The 17363-nt window shown below is 64.4% G+C and carries 18 protein-coding genes and 1 pseudogene; 14 read left to right on the forward strand and 5 right to left on the reverse strand.

Annotation, left to right across the window (positions count from 1 at the left end):
* Window positions 1–25: 25 nt before the first annotated feature.
* The 8 genes and pseudogenes from IE158_RS04470 (at window position 26) to IE158_RS04500 (ending at window position 7164) form a co-directional block, all read left to right on the forward strand.
* Complete coding sequence (locus IE158_RS04470) at window positions 26–784, forward strand: alpha/beta fold hydrolase (protein WP_189642463.1); 759 nt, start codon at window positions 26–28, stop codon at window positions 782–784.
* 199 nt (window positions 785–983) lie between these two features.
* Window positions 984–3332 (forward strand): 3-hydroxyacyl-CoA dehydrogenase/enoyl-CoA hydratase family protein, encoded by a 2349-nt coding sequence (locus IE158_RS04475; RefSeq protein ID WP_189642464.1) that lies wholly within the window; start codon window positions 984–986, stop codon window positions 3330–3332.
* Between the two features lie 18 nt (window positions 3333–3350).
* Complete coding sequence (locus IE158_RS04480; protein WP_189642465.1) at window positions 3351–4508, forward strand: alpha/beta hydrolase; 1158 nt, start codon at window positions 3351–3353, stop codon at window positions 4506–4508.
* A gap of 2 nt (window positions 4509–4510) precedes the next feature.
* Entirely contained in the window at window positions 4511–4843 is a 333-nt protein-coding gene (locus IE158_RS04485) for a hypothetical protein (protein ID WP_189642466.1), read from the forward strand.
* Between the two features lie 60 nt (window positions 4844–4903).
* Window positions 4904–6106 (forward strand): thiolase family protein, encoded by a 1203-nt coding sequence (locus IE158_RS04490; protein ID WP_189642467.1) that lies wholly within the window; start codon window positions 4904–4906, stop codon window positions 6104–6106.
* 150 nt (window positions 6107–6256) lie between these two features.
* A pseudogene (locus tag IE158_RS13515) lies at window positions 6257–6448 on the forward strand (helix-turn-helix transcriptional regulator); the annotation flags it as partial.
* Between the two features lie 15 nt (window positions 6449–6463).
* Complete coding sequence (locus IE158_RS13520) at window positions 6464–6790, forward strand: DUF2812 domain-containing protein (protein WP_229838893.1); 327 nt, start codon at window positions 6464–6466, stop codon at window positions 6788–6790.
* A 32-nt stretch (window positions 6791–6822) separates the two neighbouring features.
* Window positions 6823–7164: an HNH endonuclease gene (locus IE158_RS04500; protein WP_189642469.1), complete on the forward strand. Its 342-nt coding sequence runs from the start codon at window positions 6823–6825 to the stop codon at window positions 7162–7164.
* Window positions 7165–7192: 28 nt separating this feature from the next.
* Here IE158_RS04500 and IE158_RS04505 read toward each other — a convergent pair whose 3' ends face one another.
* Together IE158_RS04505 and IE158_RS04510 are read right to left on the reverse strand one after the other, a co-directional pair.
* The gene (locus tag IE158_RS04505; protein ID WP_189642470.1) at window positions 7193–7690 is read right to left on the reverse strand and encodes a hypothetical protein; all 498 of its coding nucleotides are present in this window, start codon (window positions 7688–7690) and stop codon (window positions 7193–7195) included.
* On the reverse strand, window positions 7687–8238 hold the full coding sequence (locus IE158_RS04510) for an HD domain-containing protein (RefSeq protein ID WP_189642471.1): 552 nt from the start codon (window positions 8236–8238) through the stop codon (window positions 7687–7689). Before IE158_RS04510 ends, IE158_RS04505 begins: the two co-directional genes overlap by 4 nt.
* 73 nt (window positions 8239–8311) lie before the next feature.
* Here IE158_RS04510 and IE158_RS04515 point away from each other — a divergent pair, with 73 nt between their 5' ends.
* A complete protein-coding gene (locus IE158_RS04515) occupies window positions 8312–9646 on the forward strand; it encodes an FAD-binding protein (protein ID WP_189642472.1) in 1335 nt (444 codons plus the stop codon).
* 80 nt (window positions 9647–9726) lie between these two features.
* Complete coding sequence (locus IE158_RS04520; RefSeq protein WP_189642473.1) at window positions 9727–10929, forward strand: 23S rRNA (cytosine(2499)-C(5))-methyltransferase; 1203 nt, start codon at window positions 9727–9729, stop codon at window positions 10927–10929.
* 49 nt (window positions 10930–10978) lie between these two features.
* Here IE158_RS04520 and IE158_RS04525 read toward each other — a convergent pair whose 3' ends face one another.
* On the reverse strand, window positions 10979–11503 hold the full coding sequence (locus tag IE158_RS04525) for a hypothetical protein (RefSeq protein WP_189642474.1): 525 nt from the start codon (window positions 11501–11503) through the stop codon (window positions 10979–10981).
* 119 nt (window positions 11504–11622) lie between these two features.
* Between IE158_RS04525 and IE158_RS04530 the strand changes: the two genes are divergently transcribed.
* On the forward strand, window positions 11623–12117 hold the full coding sequence (locus tag IE158_RS04530) for a cation:proton antiporter regulatory subunit (RefSeq protein ID WP_189642475.1): 495 nt from the start codon (window positions 11623–11625) through the stop codon (window positions 12115–12117).
* On the forward strand, window positions 12117–13286 hold the full coding sequence (locus IE158_RS04535; protein ID WP_189642476.1) for a cation:proton antiporter: 1170 nt from the start codon (window positions 12117–12119) through the stop codon (window positions 13284–13286). Before IE158_RS04530 ends, IE158_RS04535 begins: the two co-directional genes overlap by 1 nt.
* Before the next feature lie 27 nt (window positions 13287–13313).
* Here IE158_RS04535 and IE158_RS04540 read toward each other — a convergent pair whose 3' ends face one another.
* Together IE158_RS04540 and icd are read right to left on the reverse strand one after the other, a co-directional pair.
* Entirely contained in the window at window positions 13314–14693 is a 1380-nt protein-coding gene (locus IE158_RS04540; RefSeq protein WP_189642477.1) for an FAD-binding oxidoreductase, read from the reverse strand.
* Between the two features lie 132 nt (window positions 14694–14825).
* Window positions 14826–16079 (reverse strand): NADP-dependent isocitrate dehydrogenase, encoded by a 1254-nt coding sequence (gene icd, locus IE158_RS04545; RefSeq protein ID WP_189642478.1) that lies wholly within the window; start codon window positions 16077–16079, stop codon window positions 14826–14828.
* A 253-nt stretch (window positions 16080–16332) separates the two neighbouring features.
* On the opposite strand from icd, the gene IE158_RS04550 reads away from it, so the two are divergent.
* Together IE158_RS04550 and IE158_RS04555 are read left to right on the forward strand one after the other, a co-directional pair.
* A complete protein-coding gene (locus IE158_RS04550) occupies window positions 16333–16578 on the forward strand; it encodes a hypothetical protein (RefSeq protein WP_189642479.1) in 246 nt (81 codons plus the stop codon).
* A gap of 99 nt (window positions 16579–16677) precedes the next feature.
* Complete coding sequence (locus IE158_RS04555) at window positions 16678–17193, forward strand: DinB family protein (protein WP_189642480.1); 516 nt, start codon at window positions 16678–16680, stop codon at window positions 17191–17193.
* Window positions 17194–17363: the final 170 nt, after the last annotated feature.

Raw genomic sequence — 17363 nt, forward strand, 5'->3', positions numbered from 1 at the left:
GGCGGCCTCCCGCTACACTCGGCGCATGTCCCGCCCTTTCTCTTTTTCTCCCGTGCGCACTGCCCTGCTGCTGGCCGCAGGCGTCCTGCTGGGGTCGCTCTGGCCTGTGCTGCGGCCCGCTGCGCCGGTCCCAGGACAGGACGCAGTCACGTCGCCGCAGAGCCTGGCTGCCCAGGTCACGCTGGAACAGGTGCCGGTGCCGTTTTTGCATATTCGCCCTGCGGCTATGGAAGCGCACACCCTGCTGGTCCTTTATCCCGGTGGGCTGGTATCTCCGCAGGCGTACGAGTGGCTGGGCCGGGCACTGGCGGCGGACGGTATAGAGACGGCCATACCGGTGTTCCCGCTCAATCTGGCGGTGACGGGTGCTGAGCGGGCAGGGCCGCTGATAGAAGCCCTGGGCAGCGGCAAGCGGGTGATTCTGGCTGGACATTCGCTGGGCGGGGCAATGGCTGCGCAGTACGCCGCCCGCCACCCAGAAACCGTGGGCGGCTTGCTGCTGCTGGCGGCCTATCCGCCTGGGGGCAGTGACCTGAGCGCTCTGGACCTGCCGGTGCTGGACGTGCTGGCAGAGCACGACGGTGTGCTGAACCGCCAAAAATGGCAGGATGCCCAGGCGCGGCTGCCCGCGCACACGCCAGTGCAGCTCGGCGGCGCAGTCCACGCCTTTTTTGGGCGCTACGGTCCGCAGCGGGGCGACGGTACGCCCACCGTCAGCCGCGCCCAGGCCGAAGCAGAACTGCTGGACGCGGTGCGGAGCTGGCTGGCCGAAGTGAGCCACTGACTGCACGGCTGACCGCACTGCTCCTGCGCCGCCCTGAGCAGAGCCATTGCCCTGAGCAGAGCCATAAGGTGAGTTCGCCTGCTGCGGGTGCTGCAGAAGGTAGCCTGGACATGGACATTTATCCCACTCATCCACTAGTCTTTAGACCGAGTACAAAATTCATCGTTTCATTCAGGCGCTGTTGTCGCCAGGAGGTTCCATGCAGGCCAATCCTTATTTACCTATTCGCAAAGTTGCCGTGATTGGGGCGGGCGTGATGGGAGCCGCCATCGCCGCTCACCTCGCCAACGCCGGGATTCCCGTGCGCCTGCTGGACATCGTGCTGCCGGACAAAGATGACCGCAACTTCCTCGCCAACGCCGGGATTGAAAAGGCGTTGGGGGCCCGCCCTGCCGCTTTTATGTCGCGCAGCCGCGCCGCGCTGATTACCCCCGGCAACCTCGAAGACCACCTGAAGGACATCGCGGACTGCGACTGGGTGATTGAAGCGGTGCTGGAAAAGCTGGAGGTCAAGCAGGAGCTGTGGGCCAAAGTGGAGCAGGCGGCCAAAAAGACGGCCATCATTTCCAGCAACTCCAGCGGCATTCCGATGAAGATGCAAATCGAAGGACGCGGCGAGGACTTCCAGAGCCGCTTTATTGGAGCGCACTTCTTCAACCCGCCGCGCTACCTGCACCTGCTGGAGCTGATTCCCACGGACAAGACCCGCTCCGAAGTGACCGCTGCACTGAGCGAATTTGGCCGCAGCGTGCTGGGCAAAGGCATCGTGGTGGCCAACGACGTGCCGGGCTTTGTGGCCAACCGCATCGGTGTGTACGGCATTGTCCGGGCCATGCGGCATATGCAGGACGCAGGCCTGAGCCCCGCGCAGGTAGACGCCATCACCGGGCCAGTCGCCGGGCGCGCCAAGTCGGCCACTTTCCGCACTGCCGACCTCTCGGGCCTGGACATCATCAGCCACGTGGCTGCCGACCTGCAAAAGTACAGCGGCGACGACGAGGACTTTACGCTGCCGGACTTTTTCCACGACATGGTGGGCCGGGGCACTCTGGGCGACAAGTCCGGTTCGGGCTTTTTCAAGAAGGGCAAGGATGAAAACGGCAAGACCGTTATCACTGCGCTGGACATCACTACCGGCGAGTACACCGGCGAAGGCAAGGCCAAGAGCAAACTGGCTGAAGCCCTGAAGGGCAAGCCGCTGGCCGAGCGCCTGGAAGGCCTGTACACCGCCGAAGGCCCCGAGGGCGACTTTGTGCGCGCCAGCCTGAACGACTCGTTCTGGTACGCCGCGAAGATGGCGGGCTACGTGTCGGGCAGCCTGGCCGACATTGACAACGCGATGAAGTGGGGCTTTGGCTGGGAGGTCGGCCCCTTTGAAACGATGGAGCTCCTGGGCGTGCAGCGCGTGATTGGCAACATCGAAGCGGCGGGCCTGAGCCTGCCTCCGCTGCTGCAACAGATGAAGGACAGCGGGGCCGAGCGCTTCTACGGCGAAGGCGAAATCACCACTCCTGCCGGTGAGAAGGCCCCCTACGAGGCTCCGTACCTGATTCTGACCGACCTGAAAAAAGACGCGACCAAGGTGGTCAAGAAAAAAGCCGGTGCCAGCATCGTGGACATCGGTGACGGGGTGCTGCTGGTAGAGTGGCACGCCAAGATGAACGCGCTGGGCGAAGACCAACTGCGGATGATTCAGGAAGCCCACAAGCAGGTGCAGGCGCTGGGCTACGCGGGCCTGGTCGTGGCCAACCAGGGCGAGAACTTTAGCGCCGGGGCCAACCTGCCCGCCATCCTGAGCATGGCGCAGGACGACGACTGGGACGAGATGGACGCCACCATCAAGGAATTCCAGAAGACCACTACCAGCCTGCGCTTTAGCCCGCACCCCTGCGTGGTGGCCCCGCACAACCTGGCGCTGGGCGGTGGCTGCGAATTCACCCTGCACGGCGACCACGTCACCGCCAGCGCTGAGCTGTACATGGGCCTGGTGGAAGTGGGCGTGGGTCTGATTCCCGGCGGCGGCGGTACCAAGGAAATGCTGCTGCGCTTTACCGACCGGCTGCAACCGGGCCAGCCCCTGCTGCCCGCCGTGCAGCGTGCTTTTGAACTGATCGGCACCGCCAAGGTGAGCACCAGCGCCCTGGAAGCCAAGGACCTGGGCCTGCTGCGGGACAGCGACACGGTGGTCATGAACCCCAATCTCCGCATTGAGGAAGCCAAGCGCCATGTTCTGGCTCTGGCCCCCGGTTATGTGCAGCCGCAGATGCGTCAGGACATCCCCGTGATGGGCGAAGACGCCGTGGCCGCGGTCAAGAGCGCGGTGTACGGTATGCGTCAGGCGGGCTACATCACCGACTACGACATGGTGGTCAGCGAAGCTTTGGCCCGCGTGCTGAGCGGTGGTGTGGGCCGCACCCGTGGTCAGAAGGTGTCCGAGCAGCACCTGCTGGACCTGGAGCGCGAAGCTTTCCTGACCCTGGCAGGCAAGAAGGGCACCCAGCAGCGCATTGCCCACATGCTCAAGACCGGCAAGCCACTACGCAACTGAGCCTTTTACACTCATCCAATGAATATTCGACAGCACTTCACTCCCAAACATCTGCCCCGCACCCTGGCGGTGGCTGCCGCCGCTTATGTCGCCGCCATCGCCGCCGGAGCGCTGGTGGGCGCAGAAGTGCTGCTGCGTTCCAAGTCGCGCTGGGTCAAGGGCAACTTTCTGGTGGTGGGCCGCAGCGGTGACAAGCTGCTGCTGCCGCCCGTGCCCGAAGCGCTGAGCCGCGACGTGCTGGGCGTGGTGCCGTTGAATCCCGTCAAGGGGCATGCCGTCTTGGGGCATGTGGAACGGCGCAGTCCTTATGTGGAGCGCGGGGTGCTTGAGGAGCGCGGCGTGATTCAGCCTGGCTGGATCGCCTGGGTATCCAGCTTTGTGTATAACGGCACCCCGGCCCAGCTGGAAGCGGCCTATGAGAATGTGGTGGTGCGCACCGACGTAGGTGACATGCCCGCCTGGCACGTCCCCAGTGTCAGCGGCGAGCGCGACCTGATCGTGATTCAGATTCACGGACATGGTGGGCAGCGTTCGCAGGGGCTGCGTGTTCTGAGGTCCATTGAGCGGACCGGGGCCGCGCAGCTGTATGTCACTTTCCGCAACGCTTTTGGTGCGCCGCGTGTGGGCAAAGGCCACATGACCCTGGGCGAAGTGGAAGCTGAGGACGTGCTTTCTGCCCTGGAATGGGCGCGAGATGCGGGCTACCGCCAAGCGGTGCTGATGGGTTACTCGATGGGCGGCAACATTGCCCTGAGTGCCCTGCGGCCTGGCTTCGAGCCATTGCCGCTGCCCGTGCGCGGTGTGGTGCTCGATTCTCCAGCGCTGGAGTGGCGGGACATCATCCGCCGTCAGGCCCGCCGGGGAGGGCTGCCGCAGTTCATCGCCAAGCCGGTGGGCCGCGTGGTGGAGAAATTGGTCACGCGCCGCAGCGGGCAGAATTTTGGCACGGTGGACCAGCTGGCCGCTGCCCCGCGCTTCAGCGTGCCGATGCTGCTGTTCCATAGCCCCAGCGACAAAACCGTGCCTTTCTGGCAAGCCAAAGCCCTGGCCGAGGCCCGCCCCGACCTGGTGGAATTCCACGTGGTCGAGGGTGCCCGCCACATTCGCTGCTGGAATATTGACCCAGAGCGGTATGAAGCCGCGCTGGAAGCATTTATTGCGCGGGTGAGAGAATAAATATGAAAGTCGCCGTTGTTCATCAAGATGTTTTCATTACTATTGAAAAACCCATTCGGCTCATTATTGAACCTTGGGCTAATGAGTATATTCTTGATAAATCTGGCGAGTTCACAGTGAGATTTGAAGGAACATCACAAGATATGCCTGAAATTGAGGAGGGCGAAGGCGTCTTGCTGGTATTTGCGCCACCTGAATCAATATATACTCTCATATCTTCTGAGGATATTGTGATTGGTGGAAGTGATATTTGCCTTCCTGCAATGCCTTCTGGAATGTCAACTAAAGATTTTATGGGTATGGTTGGCTTACGCGATACAAGCGACTTCTCTTAAACCCTTAGACTTTTAGACCTCTAGACCTTCCGACCCTTAGACCTCCAAAGGAGAACCAACATGAAAGACGCATATATCGTATCTGCCGTTCGTACCCCCGTAGGACGTGGCGTGAAAGGCACCCTCCGCAACACCCGACCCGACGACCTGGCCGCGCTGGTGCTGGGGGAAGCCGTCAGCCGCGCAGGAATTGAAGCCAGCGAAGTAGAAGACGTGTACCTGGGCTGCGCCATTCCCGAAGCCGAGCAGGGCCTGAATGTGGCCCGCCTGGCCGCGCTGCGGGCCGGAATGCCCGACAGCGTGGGCGGCGTGACCGTGAACCGCTTTTGCTCCAGCGGCCTGCAAACCATCGCCATGGCGGCGGCGGCCATTCAGACTGGGCAGGCCGACGTGATGTTGGCCGGCGGCGTGGAAAGCATGAGCATGGTGCCCATGAGCGGCCACAACCCCAGCCCCAACCCCGACCTGGTGGACACTCGCCCCGGCGCGTATATCGGCATGGGCATGACCGCCGAGAACGTGGCCGAGAAGTACGGTGTGAGCCGCGAAGACCAGGACAAATTTGCCCTGGCCAGCCACCAGAAAGCCGCCGCCGCGCGGGATGCGGGCCGGTTCAAGGAAGAAATCGTGCCGGTGCCGGTGCAGGTGGATACCCTGAAAGGCACCAAGCTCAAGTCCGAAACGGTGCAATTTGACACCGACGAGCTGATTCGTGACGACGCCAGCTTGGAAGCGATGGGCAAGCTGAAGTCGGCCTTCAAGGTGGGCGGCAGCGTGACCCCGGCCAACTCCAGCCCCTTTTCCGACGGCGCCGCTGCCGTCCTGCTGATGAGTGGCGAAAAGGCCGAGGAGCTGGGCGTGAAGCCTCTGGCCAAGTTCCTGGGCTTTGCAGTGGCGGGCGTGGACCCCGAGATCATGGGCATTGGCCCGGTGGCGGCAGTGCCCAAGGTGCTGAAGCAGACTGGCCTGAGTCTGGACGACATTGACCTGATCGAGCTGAACGAAGCGTTTGCGGCTCAGTCTCTGGCTGTGGTCCGCGAACTGGGCATTGACGAAAGCAAGTTGAACGTGAACGGCGGCGCGATTGCGCTGGGACACCCGCTCGGCTGCTCGGGAGCCAAGCTGACCACCAGCGCCATTTACGAGCTGCGCCGGCGCGGCGGCGGCAAGGCCCTGATTACCATGTGCATCGGCGGTGGCATGGGTGCAGCCGGGGTGATTGAAGTGTTTGCCGCTGAAGCGGGCGAGCAGGCCGCAGACTAAGGCCAATACAGCCATTGGCAACGGCCCTGAACTCACAGCCAGAGGGCGCTTCCATCACCTGGAAGCGCCTTTTTCGTATCGGACCCTGAAGTGACAAAAATATACGTTATGTAAAAAGTATTTGACAAAAGCCGGGAATCTGGTTTACCCTTGGGAAGGTCGAAAGGAGGGTCTACCATCCGAAATAGAATCAAGGAACTGCGTGCCGCACGCGGCTGGTCACAGACGACACTGGCTGAGCAGCTGGGCATCTCGCGGCAGACCGTCAACAACTTGGAAACGGGCCGGAATGACCCAAGCCTGTTGCTGGCGTTCCGGCTCTCCTGGCTTTTTGAACTTCCACTAGAGGAATTATTTATGGTGACTACTGAAGAGCGCGTCGCGCTGACGGGCGCGGCCTGGGAATACCAGGACCGACTGGCTACGGCTTTTAATGAAATCTCGGTGCTGGAGCAAATGGGCCGCGAAGGCTGGGAGTTGGTCAGCTTCGGACCACTGGTCCTGAATTTCCGTAGACCTGAAACGGTAAGTGCCCGTGCCCACTGGGAATACTGCCGAACTGTGGGGCTGCCGTCTTCTGGTGGTCGTAAGGAGCTGGAGCAGGCCGGCTGGACCTACGCAGGTTCCTGGTTGTCCTACCACTACTTCAAGCGTCAGAGCTGCGTGAAAGGAGCTGCTTTTTAGCGGCCCCCGGCTCCATGCACTACCCTTCCTGCATGGCTCGCCGCAATTCTCAGTCCACCTGGCCCGATACTTCCACTCAGACTCAGCCGCTGACCTGCGCCCTCTGTGAGCGCGAAGTGCCCGAACTGGTGCAGCACCACCTGATTCCTATCCTGGCCGGCAAGCGTAAGGGCATCAAACCGCAGGACCTGCCCACCGTGGGGCTGTGCCCGGCTTGCCAGCAGTATCTGCACAGCACGTTTTCTATCAATGAGCTGGCGACAAGCCTGAACACGCTAGAAGCGCTCCAGGCCGACGAGCAGGTACAGAAATTCGTGAAGTGGGTCCGCAAGCAGCCTGCCACCAAAGGCGTAAAGGCGAAGGGGCGGGAGTAGCGTACTCCAGCCAGCTTGTCCGGCAGCGCTACTCCAGCCGTAGCACTTGCCCTGGCGTGCCCAGCGTGTCGCCCACCCGGCTGCCGAACCAGAAGCCGTCCAGTCGGTAGTCGCCCGCCGGGAGGCCGTACAGCTCGGCGCGGTACTGGCCCTGTGTGCCGCCCGGCATCACCAGCACGCCTCCTTTGCACGTGGGGGCGTTCCACACGGGCTTGAGTGTAAGCCACAGCGGTTCGTCTTCGCCGCCTTCGCGTAAGGGGATGACCTTGACGCTGGGTGGCTCGCTGAGGGTGCAGGGGAACGTCACCGTCACTTCCGGGGGGGTGCTGAAGCGCAGTTGTACGTCTACTGGCTCACCCACCCGGCCAGGACGCTGCCACTGCCAGGGGGTCGCCAGCATCCAGCGGGGGAGGGGGATGTGCTGCGCGGCTCCGGCGGGTTCGGTGACTTCCTGGGCTGACTCCTGGCCCTGGGCCGAGGCCAGGGTCATAGAGAGGGCCGCCAGCAGGGCCAACAGGCGCCTCACTGCCCCGCCTCCTGCGCGGCCAGCTCCTGCATGGCGGTCAGCACATTGGCCATGTGGTCGTCCAGCGGCACTCCGAGTTCTTCTGCGCCCTGCGTCACTTCCTCACGGTTCACCCCAGCGGCAAAAGCAGGCGTCTTGAAGCGCTTTTTGACGCTCTTGAGTTCCAGTTGCTGGATGTCCTTATCGGGGCGGACCAGCGCGGCGGCCTGAATCAGCCCGGTCAGTTCGTCCACCGCAAAGAGGGTCTTGGAAAGCCGGCTTTCGCGCGGCGTGCCGGTGTAGGCTGCGTGGCCCATGATGGCGTCCAGAACGGCTTCAGGCGTGTCGGTTTGCCCGCGCAGGTAGGTGACGCCCCAGGTGGGATGCTCGTCCGGGTGCGCTTCATAGTCGAAGTCGTGCAGCAGTCCGGCCACGGCGTATAGGTCTTCATCTTCGTTCCAGTGGCGTGCATACCAGCGCATGGCGGCTTCCACATTCAGCATGTGGCGCTGCAAGGATTCGCTGGGGGTGTGCTGCACCATCAGCGCGTAGGCTTGTTCGCGGTTCATGCGTCATTTTAACGGTTTGGTTCCCCTGGGCCTCACAGCGCTGCGCCGCTGCGGCGGTATGGTGTGAGCTGACGTGACTGACCTTTTTGCTGCCGCTCCACCCGCTTGGCACAACCGCGCCCGCACTGCCCAGGCCAACCCGCAGGTTTGGGCTGCGCCCCGCACGCCGCAGGAGGTGGCGGCAGCTGTGGCCCACGCTGCGCAGGCAGGCTTGCAGGTTCGCCCGGTGGGCAGCGGCACGGCCCTCAGTCCGCTGGCGGCGGGGCAAGAAATGATGCTGAGTCTGGCGGGCCTGCGCGGTGTGGCAGAACTGAGTGAAGCGGACGGCACCGTGACGGTGTGGGCCGGGACGCCACTGGGCGAGCTGGCCGCGGCGCTGGACTCGCGCGGGTTGAGCGTGCCCGGACTGGGCGGCCATGCGGAGCAGACCGTGGGCGGTGCGCTGGCAACGGGCACCCACGCCACCGGCCTGACCAGCCGCCGCCTGGGGGCCGCCGTGACCGCGTTGGAACTGGTGGACGGGCAGGGGCAAGTGCGGCAGCTGCGCCCAGAGGACATGCACTTCAGCGCGGCGGCCCTTTCGCTGGGGGCACTGGGCGCGGTCACCCGCGCCACGCTGCGGACCCAGCCCGCCTACCGTCTGCGCCTCAGCACCCGCTCGGTCGGCTGGGGCGAGCTGATGGCCCTGGGGCCGGAGTATGCCCAGGCCGCGCCCCATGTGTCACTCACCTGGCGTCCAGCCCGCGAGGACCATGAGGCGGTGCTGCTGCGCCGTGCCTGGCCGGTGGCGGAGGCGAGCGGTGCCGCTGCCCCCAGTTCGGGCGCGGGTACGGGAGCCAGTCTGCTGGGCGGCCCAGCGCAGGCCCTGGCCGACGCGGGGGCGCTGTTCTCGCCGCTGCCAGCGCCGATGCGTCAGCTGCTGGAAAGCCGCGCCCAGGCTGAGGTGGTGCTGGCTCCGCAGCACGCCCTGCTCACGGGCGGTGACCCACTGCGGGAACTGGAATACGCCGTGCCGCTGGCCGCCCTGACCCCGGCCCTGCGCGACCTGCGGGCGGTGCTGACCCGCGCAGGCACCCAGGGCACGCCGCTTCAGCTGCCTGTGGGTGTGCGTTTTGTGGCCGCCGATGACCTGCTGCTGGGCACGCCAGCAGGCGAGGGCATGGCCGTCATCACGCTGGGTGCTCCGCTGGCTTTGCCCCCGGAAGTGACTGCCCCCCATTTCAGGGGAGCCGAAGGCGTATTGCGGGCCTATGGTGGGCTGCCCGCCTGGGGACGGCTGCACGGCTTGGGCGAAACCGAACTGGCGGCCCTGTACCCCGGTTGGGCCGATTTCCGCGCGGCCCGCGACGCGCTTGACCCGCAGCGGCGCTTTGGCAGCCCGTATCTGCGCCGTGTGCTGGGCGAGTAGACACAGCGAGTGTGGGTAGGCCCCGGCTGGGTGGCTGCCAGCAAAAAGCTAGACAGGTGCTCTAGCCTGTAGCTGTGTCCATGCCTGCGCCTCCCGCTGCCCCCCGCCTGAAACTGACCGTCTCGCCCGCCGCCGAGAAGCACCTGCGCGCCGGGCATCCCTGGGTGTATGAGTCGAGCGTACGCGGCCAGAACCGCCCCGGCGAGGCGGGAGAGTTGGCGGTGGTGTACGACAAGCGTGACCGCTTCTTGGCAGTGGGCCTGTTTGACCCGCACTCACCGCTGCGGCTGCGGGTGCTGCACGCGGGCAGCCCGGCCAAGGTGGACCGCGCCTGGTGGCAGGCCCGCTTCGACGCCGCGTGGGTGCGCCGCGCCGCTCTGTTCGGCTCCGATACCGACGGCTACCGGGTCATTGGCGGCGAGTCGGACGGTTTTCCGGCGCTGGTGGTGGACCGCTACGCAGACACGCTGGTGCTCAAGCTGTACTCGGTGGCCTGGTTCCCGCACCTGCCGCTGGTGCTGGACCTGCTGAGCGGGGCTTTTCCGGGCCTGCGCGTCGTGCTGCGTCTCAGCCGCAATATCGGGGCGCTGGCAGAGGAGGTGGGCCTCCGCGATGGGCAGACGCTGGCTGGGGAGCCACCTGCCGGGCCAGTCATTTTCCGTGAGTCGGGCCTGCGGTTTGAAGCAGATGTGGTGCGCGGCCAGAAGACCGGCTTTTTTCTTGATCAGCGTGAAAATCGCCGCCGGGTGCGTGACCTCTCGGCGGGCAAAAGGGTGCTGAATGCCTTTAGCTTCAGCGGGGGGTTTAGCCTCTACGCGGCGCAGGGTGGGGCCAGCGAGGTGGTCAGTCTGGACATCAGCCAGCACGCGCTGGACAGCAGCGAGCGCAACTTTGCCCTGAATCCTCAGCTGACTACGCCTCACCGTACGGTGCAGGCTGACGTCTTCGAGTGGCTGACACAGGGCAACGAGCAGTTCGGGCTGGTGATTCTGGACCCGCCCTCGCTGGCCCGCCGTGAGGCCGAGCGTGAGGGAGCCATCCGCGCTTATGGCAAGTTGGCGCGTGACGGCATCCGGCGACTGGAGCGCGGTGGCCTGCTGCTGAGCGCCAGCTGCTCGGCCCACGTCAGCGCGGATGAATTCTGGGATGCGGTACGCAGCGCAGCCAACCGCAGCGGCAGGCCCTGGCGCGAAGTGGCCCGCACGCAGCACGCACCCGACCACCACGCCACCTTTGCCGAGGCCGAGTACCTCAAAGCGATTTATCTGCAATTTGAGGATTGATCCGGCCCCGGCCCAGCCCCCTCCAGCACGGCGTGGGAGCAAGTGGCTTTCAGCGCGCTGCGTCATGCCTGGGCGCAAACAGCCGGGGCAGATACGGCGCAGCCCGCTCCACTCCGGCCAGCGCCCGGTGCAGGGCCAGTTCGTCGTCTGGCAGCAGCCAGGGCTCACGCGTGCAGAAGTCCAGGCCAGCCGGCGTGAATGGGGTGGCGGCGAACAACGTGACCAGCCAGCGCGCGCCAGCGGGGTCACAGGCCAGCACTTCCCAGCGGCTGGGGGCCAGGCGGGTCAGCGGGGTCACGCCGCGCCACTCGAACGCGCCCGGTGTGGAGAGCGGTGTATCCAGCCCGCAGATGAGCCGCTCGCGTCCGCGCCGGGTGGCCCGCACCGTATCGCTCACCTGGCCGCCCGGCAGCGGTGCGTACGTGATGGACGGGTTGTCCAGCGCCCGCCACAGCGGCAGGCTGGTACGGGTCACAAACCAGGTGCCGTTCAGGGCGGTGGGTGGCAGGGTGTCTGTCTCGACTGGGGACAGGCGACCTGGCCCGTCCGGGAACAGAAGAAATGGAGAAGGCATCTCCTCTGAGCCTAACGCAGCCATTCCAGGGTGGGCGAGCGCCTCATCCCCTGGCCGGTCCCGTAGCGATTTAGGTCCAAGGCTCGGTCAAACCTCGGCGGGAGGGGTACGCTGGAACCATGCCCCGTATCGAAGAAACTGCTCTGCCCGGTGTAGGTCGCCGCTTTGATTTTGATGCCGAATATGGCAAGCGCGTCGGTGTGATCACGCACCGGGACGGCAAGCGCGAAGTGTTTGTTGCCAGCCGCGAAGACCCAGACGCCTGTGGTCAGGCCATCGTCCTGACTTCTGAGGAAGCCAAGGCGGTGGCCGACATGCTGGGCGGCAGCACCGTCACCCGCCAAGTCACCACGCTCACCAAAGAGGTCAAAGGGCTGGCCCTGGACTGGATCACGCTGGAAGACGGCTCCCCGTTCCAGGGCCGGCCACTGGGCGCGACGATGCTGCGGACCCACACCGGAGCCAGCATCGTGGCGATTGTGAGGCAGGAAAAGGCCATTCCCGCCCCTGGTCCCGAGGAGACACTCCTGCAAGGTGACGTGCTGGTGGTGGTTGGGACTCCGTCTGGCGTGCTGCGGGCGGGCAACTTCCTCAACGGCAAGCCCGCGCTCTGATGGAGGGCGTCACCATCTCCCTGGGCCAGCTGTTCTTGCAGATTGGCACGGTCATTCTGGCGCTTGCTCTCATGGGGCGCTTTGCTGGACGCATCGGGCTGACGCCTATTCCGCTGTACCTGATCGCCGGAATCCTGATGGGGCAAGTGATGCACCTCGAAGGCGACGCGGCCAGCTTCGTGAGCGTGGGGGCCGAAATCGGAGCCATTTTGCTGCTGTTTATGCTGGGGTTGGAGTACACCAGCCGTGAGCTGGAAGACAATCTCCGCGCCAACCGCCGCATTGGCCTGCTGGACCTGGCGCTGAATTTTACGCCGGGCGTCCTGGCAGGCCTGCTGCTGGGGTTTGCACCGCTGGCCTGCGTGCTGCTGGGCGGCGTGACCTACCTGACCAGCTCCGGCATCGTCTCAAAGGTGTTGGCCGACCTGGGCCGCTTCGGCAACCGCGAAACGCCAGTCGTCCTGGCCGTCTGTGTGCTCGAAGACGTGGCGATGGCGTTTTATCTGCCGGTGATGGCCGCGCTGCTGATTGGCGGCACCGCCTGGCAAATGGGCGGCAACCTATTGGTAGCGCTGGGGGCTTTCGGGCTGTCTTTCTTCATGGCGCTGCGCTACGGGGAGGTACTGAGCCGCCTGATGAACGCGCTGAGCGCCGAAGTGCTGCTGCTGTCCACCTTCGGGCTGGTGCTGGCGGTGGCGGGTCTGGCCGACATCATCAACGTGTCGGCGGCCATCGGGGCGTTTCTGGTGGGCATTGCCCTGAGCGGCGAAGTGGCCGAGCGCGTGCGGGTGCTGGTGGAGCCGCTCCGTGACCTGTTCGCGGCAGTCTTTTTCGTGTTCTTTGGCCTGGAGATGGATGTGGCCTCACTGCCAGACGTGCTGGTGCCCGCGCTGTTGCTGACCCTGGTCACGTCGGTCACCAAGTTCATCGTGGGCTGGCACGGCGCGGCGCAGGCTGGGGTGCAGACCCGGGGCCGCATCCGCGCTGGCGTGACCCTGATTCCACGCGGCGAGTTTTCTATCCTGATTGCTGGCCTGGGCGCAGCGCTGACGCCCGTGCTGGGACCACTGACCGCCGCCTACGTGCTGATGACCGCCATCCTCGGTCCAGTGCTGGCCCGCTTTGATGGTCCGCTGTCGCGCTGGGTAGACCGTAGGCCCCCGGCCTGACCCACGCCCCAGCCCTGCTTCAGTCCGTCAGAAGATTTTGCCCGGATTCATGATGCCCAGGGGGTCAAAGGCCGCCTTGACCCGGCGCATCAGCTCCAGGCTGTCGCCGTGCTGGCGGGCGAGGTGGCCTTTTTTGTGCAGACCCACGCCATGCTCGCCCGTGCAGGTGCCGCCGTATTCCAGCGCCCGCGCAATCATCTGGTCATAAATGCCGTGGATGGTCTGCCAGCGGGCTGCATCGTCTGGGTCGGCGTGGAAAGTCATGTGAAAGTTGCCGTCGCCCACATGCCCCACCAAGCTGCCCTCCACACTCGCCGCGCGGCACAGCGAGGCGGTGTAGGCCACCATGTCCGGCAGGCGCTCTAGGGGGACACAGATGTCGGTGGTCAGAAAGGCGTGGCCGGGATGCTGCGCGGTGATGGCGTAGTAGGCTTTGTGCCGCGCCTCCCACAGCGCTGCCCGCTCGGCTTCGGTGTGGGCTTCGGTCAGGTTGCCGCCGCCGCTTTCGGCGCACAGTTCGCGGGCCAGGGCGAGGGTGCCGCTGAGCGCTTCTTCTGTGGCCGCTGCGAACTCCATCCAGAGCGTTGGGGCTACTGCATAGTCACGGCCCAGATAGTTGTTCACGGCGGCCACTTCGCCCGCGTCAATCAGTTCCAGGCGCTCAGGTTGCAGGGCGGCGCCCATCAGCAGCGCCGCGCAGGCTGCGCCCTGCTCGATGCTGTCAAAGCTGGCCCGCAGCACCGCGACGTGGGCGGGCAAGGGGTACAGCCGCACAGTCAGCTCGGTCATCACGCCCAGCGTGCCTTCCGCTCCGATGAACAGCCCCCGCAGGTCGTAGCCAGCGGCTGTCTTGCGGGCTTTGCTGCCCAGGTTCACCACCTCGCCGCCCGGCAGTACGGCCCGCAGTGCCAGCACGTTGTCGCGGGTGGTGCCGTAGCGCACGGCGGCGGTGCCTGAAGCGTTGGTGCTCGCCATACCGCCCAGACTGGCTTCGGCACCGGGGTCCACCGGGAAAAACAGCCCCTCGCGCCGCAGTTGCCGGTTCAGCTCCGCGTAGGTGACGCCCGCCTGCACGGTGGCCTGAAAGCTGCCCGGCAGCACCTCAAGGACTTGATTCAGCCCCGACACGTCCAGCGAAAGGCCGCCCTGTACCGGAATCAGCTGCCCTTCGATGCTGCTGCCAGCGGCCCACGGCACCACTGGCAAGCGGTACTCGGCGGCCATCTGTAGAGCGTCGATTACATCTTGCTCGCTCTGTGCAAACAGAACCGCGTCGGGCAACACGGGCGTTTCGCGGCTTTCGTCGCGGCCATGTTGCTCACGCACGGCTTCCGCCAGGCTAAAGCCAGCGCCGAAGCGTTCCTGAAAAGCGGCCTGCACCGTTTCCGTAAAGTTGGCATGGGGCATACATCAGGATACCGCTGCACAGGCGTTGCGTAGGGGCCGGGGGGGCATGAGGGAGCTGAGGACCCAAAAGAAGGAGTCAAAAAGCGCATAGGCCCTTTGACTCCTTCAGAGACTTCTTCTGGCGGGTGAAGCTTACTTCACGGCGTCCATGTTCTTGATGATGTTGTCGGCAAACTCGCTGGTCTTTACCTGGGTCGCTTCTGGCATGTCGCGGGCAAAGTCGTAGGTGACGGTCTTGTCCTGGATGGTCTTGTCCAGCGCCTTGATAATCAGGTCAGCGGCTTCGTTCCAGCCCATGTGACGCAGCATCATCTCGGCGCTCAGAATCACGCTGGAGGGGTTGATGACGTCCTTGTCAGCGTACTTGGGCGCGGTGCCGTGGGTCGCTTCAAAGACGGCGTGGCCGGTCAAGTAGTTGATGTTGGCCCCAGGCGCGATGCCGATACCGCCCACCTGCGCGGCCAGGGCGTCGGACAGGTAGTCGCCGTTCAGGTTCAGGGTGGCGACCACGTCGTAGTCGGTAGGGCGCAGCAGGATTTGCTGGAGGAAGTTGTCGGCGATCACGTCCTTGATCACGATACCGTTCGGCAGTTCCAACCAGGGGCCGCCGTCCAGTTCCTTGCCGCCGAATTCCTTTTTGGCCAGCTCGTAGCCCCAGTCGCGGAAGGAGCCCTCGGTGAACTTCATGATGTTGCCCTTGTGAACCAGCGCCACGCTCTTGCGGCCATTGTCAATGGCGTACTGGATGGCGGCACGTACCAGGCGTTCGGTGCCTTCGCGGGACACGGTCTTGACGCCCAGGCCGGTGGTGTCGGGGAAGCGGATATTTTGCACGCCCAGGGTGTTGATCAGGAAGTCGCGCAGCTGGTCACGCTCGGGCGTGCCGTCCTTGAACTCGATCCCGGCGTAGATATCTTCGGTGTTCTCGCGGAAGATCACCATGTTCACGTCTTCGGGCTTTCTCACAGGGCTGGGTACGCCACTGAAGTACTGCACCGGACGCACGCAGGCGTACAGGTCCAGCTCCTGACGCAGCGCCACGTTGATCGAGCGGATGCCGCCGCCAACAGGAGTGGTCAGCGGGCCTTTGATGCCCACCAGGTAGTCTTTGAATGCCTGCACGGTTTCTTCGGGCAGCCAGATGGCTTCGCCGTAGACTTCGTTGGCTTTTTCACCGGCGTAGACTTCCATCCACTCAATCTTCTTGTCGCTGCCGTAGGCTTTTTCCACTGCGGCGTCAATCACGCGCACGCTGGCGCGCCAGATGTCGCGGCCAGTGCCGTCACCCTCAATAAAGGGAACGATAGGGTGGTTGGGAACGTTGAGGACATCACCCTGCATGGTGATTTTTTCGCCCTGCGCCGGAACCTGAATTTTGCTTTCCATGATGCTCAGTTTAGCGTGTGTCTCAGCCAGAAGTCTGTCACCACGGCGGTAAGAGCAGTTTCAGCGTGGCGGGCCATGCCACATACAGGCGTAGCGGTGACGGGTCCTGTCGCCGCGCAGCTGCGGACCAACCACGAGTCCTCTGGGTCAACTCCCCAAGTTGGTCAACTCATAAGGACATTTGGGCGATTTCTTAGGTGCCGGGTATCGGCTGCGTGCAGACTGGACCTATCTCAAGACAGGAGGTCTTAACATGAGTGACAAGAACATTCTGGAAAACCTGGCCGACGCCGCAGCTGCCAAAATCAACGAGGGTGTGGACCGCGCCAGCGCCGCTGGGCACAACGTTGCCAGCAAGGAAGGCAGCCTGCTGGACAATGCCAGCGACAAACTGCATGAGGGTGCAGACCGCGTGAGCGCTGAGGTAAACAACACCCAGGCCCGCTCTTCCTTCGAGGAAGCCAAGGACCAGATCAGCGACGCCCTCAAAGGCAAATAAAGCCGCCGTCTGTCCTATCTTCCCTGTGCCGCCCACCCCTGCTGGTGGGCGGTTTTGCTGCATCAGGCCGGGCCTTATACCCGCAGTACACTGGACCTCATGACCGGAGCCGACGCTACCGCTGACCCCCGCGCCCAGGCCTCTACCCTGGCCTTCGCCCGCCTGCTGCCCAAGCTGTTCCGGGGAGGGCAGGCTTTTCTTAGTGTGGAAGAGATTATTTCCGACCTGAGTGCGGAGCAGGCCACGCAGCAGCCTGAGCGCCTGCCACACTCGGTGGCGTCGCTGCTGGCCCACGTCAACTGGTGGAACCGCTGGATGCTGGACATTCTCGAAAGCGGCCAGAGCGTTCCCTACCCCGAACATGCGGCAGACACCTGGCGCGAGGTTCCAGCGAGCGAGTGGTCCGCCACCAAGACCGAGTTCTACGACCTGCTGTCCCGCATTGACGCCCATGCGGCGCGGCCCGACCTGTCCAGCCCGGTCAACCACGATGAGACTGTGGGCGAACTGCTGGCTGACTTCGCGCTGCACACGGCCCACCACTTTGGCCAGATGATCAGCGTGCGCCAAAGCATCGGCGCTTGGCCACCTGCCGGGGGCGGGGACACTTGGTAAATAGATGAGCGCAGGGGAATCGAAGGCCTTTTGCTGAGGAGATGTCTGGAGGTCTAAGGGTCCAAGGGTCGGAGAGTCTAAGCCCCTTTTTCCTTAGACCCTCAGAGCGTGTTTGAAAAGTCAGCATAGGGGACGGGGTAGCACAGTGGGCCAAGTTCTGGCCCGCTGTT

The sequence above is a fragment of the Deinococcus piscis genome, assembly GCF_014653275.1.
Taxonomy (GTDB): domain Bacteria; phylum Deinococcota; class Deinococci; order Deinococcales; family Deinococcaceae; genus Deinococcus; species Deinococcus piscis.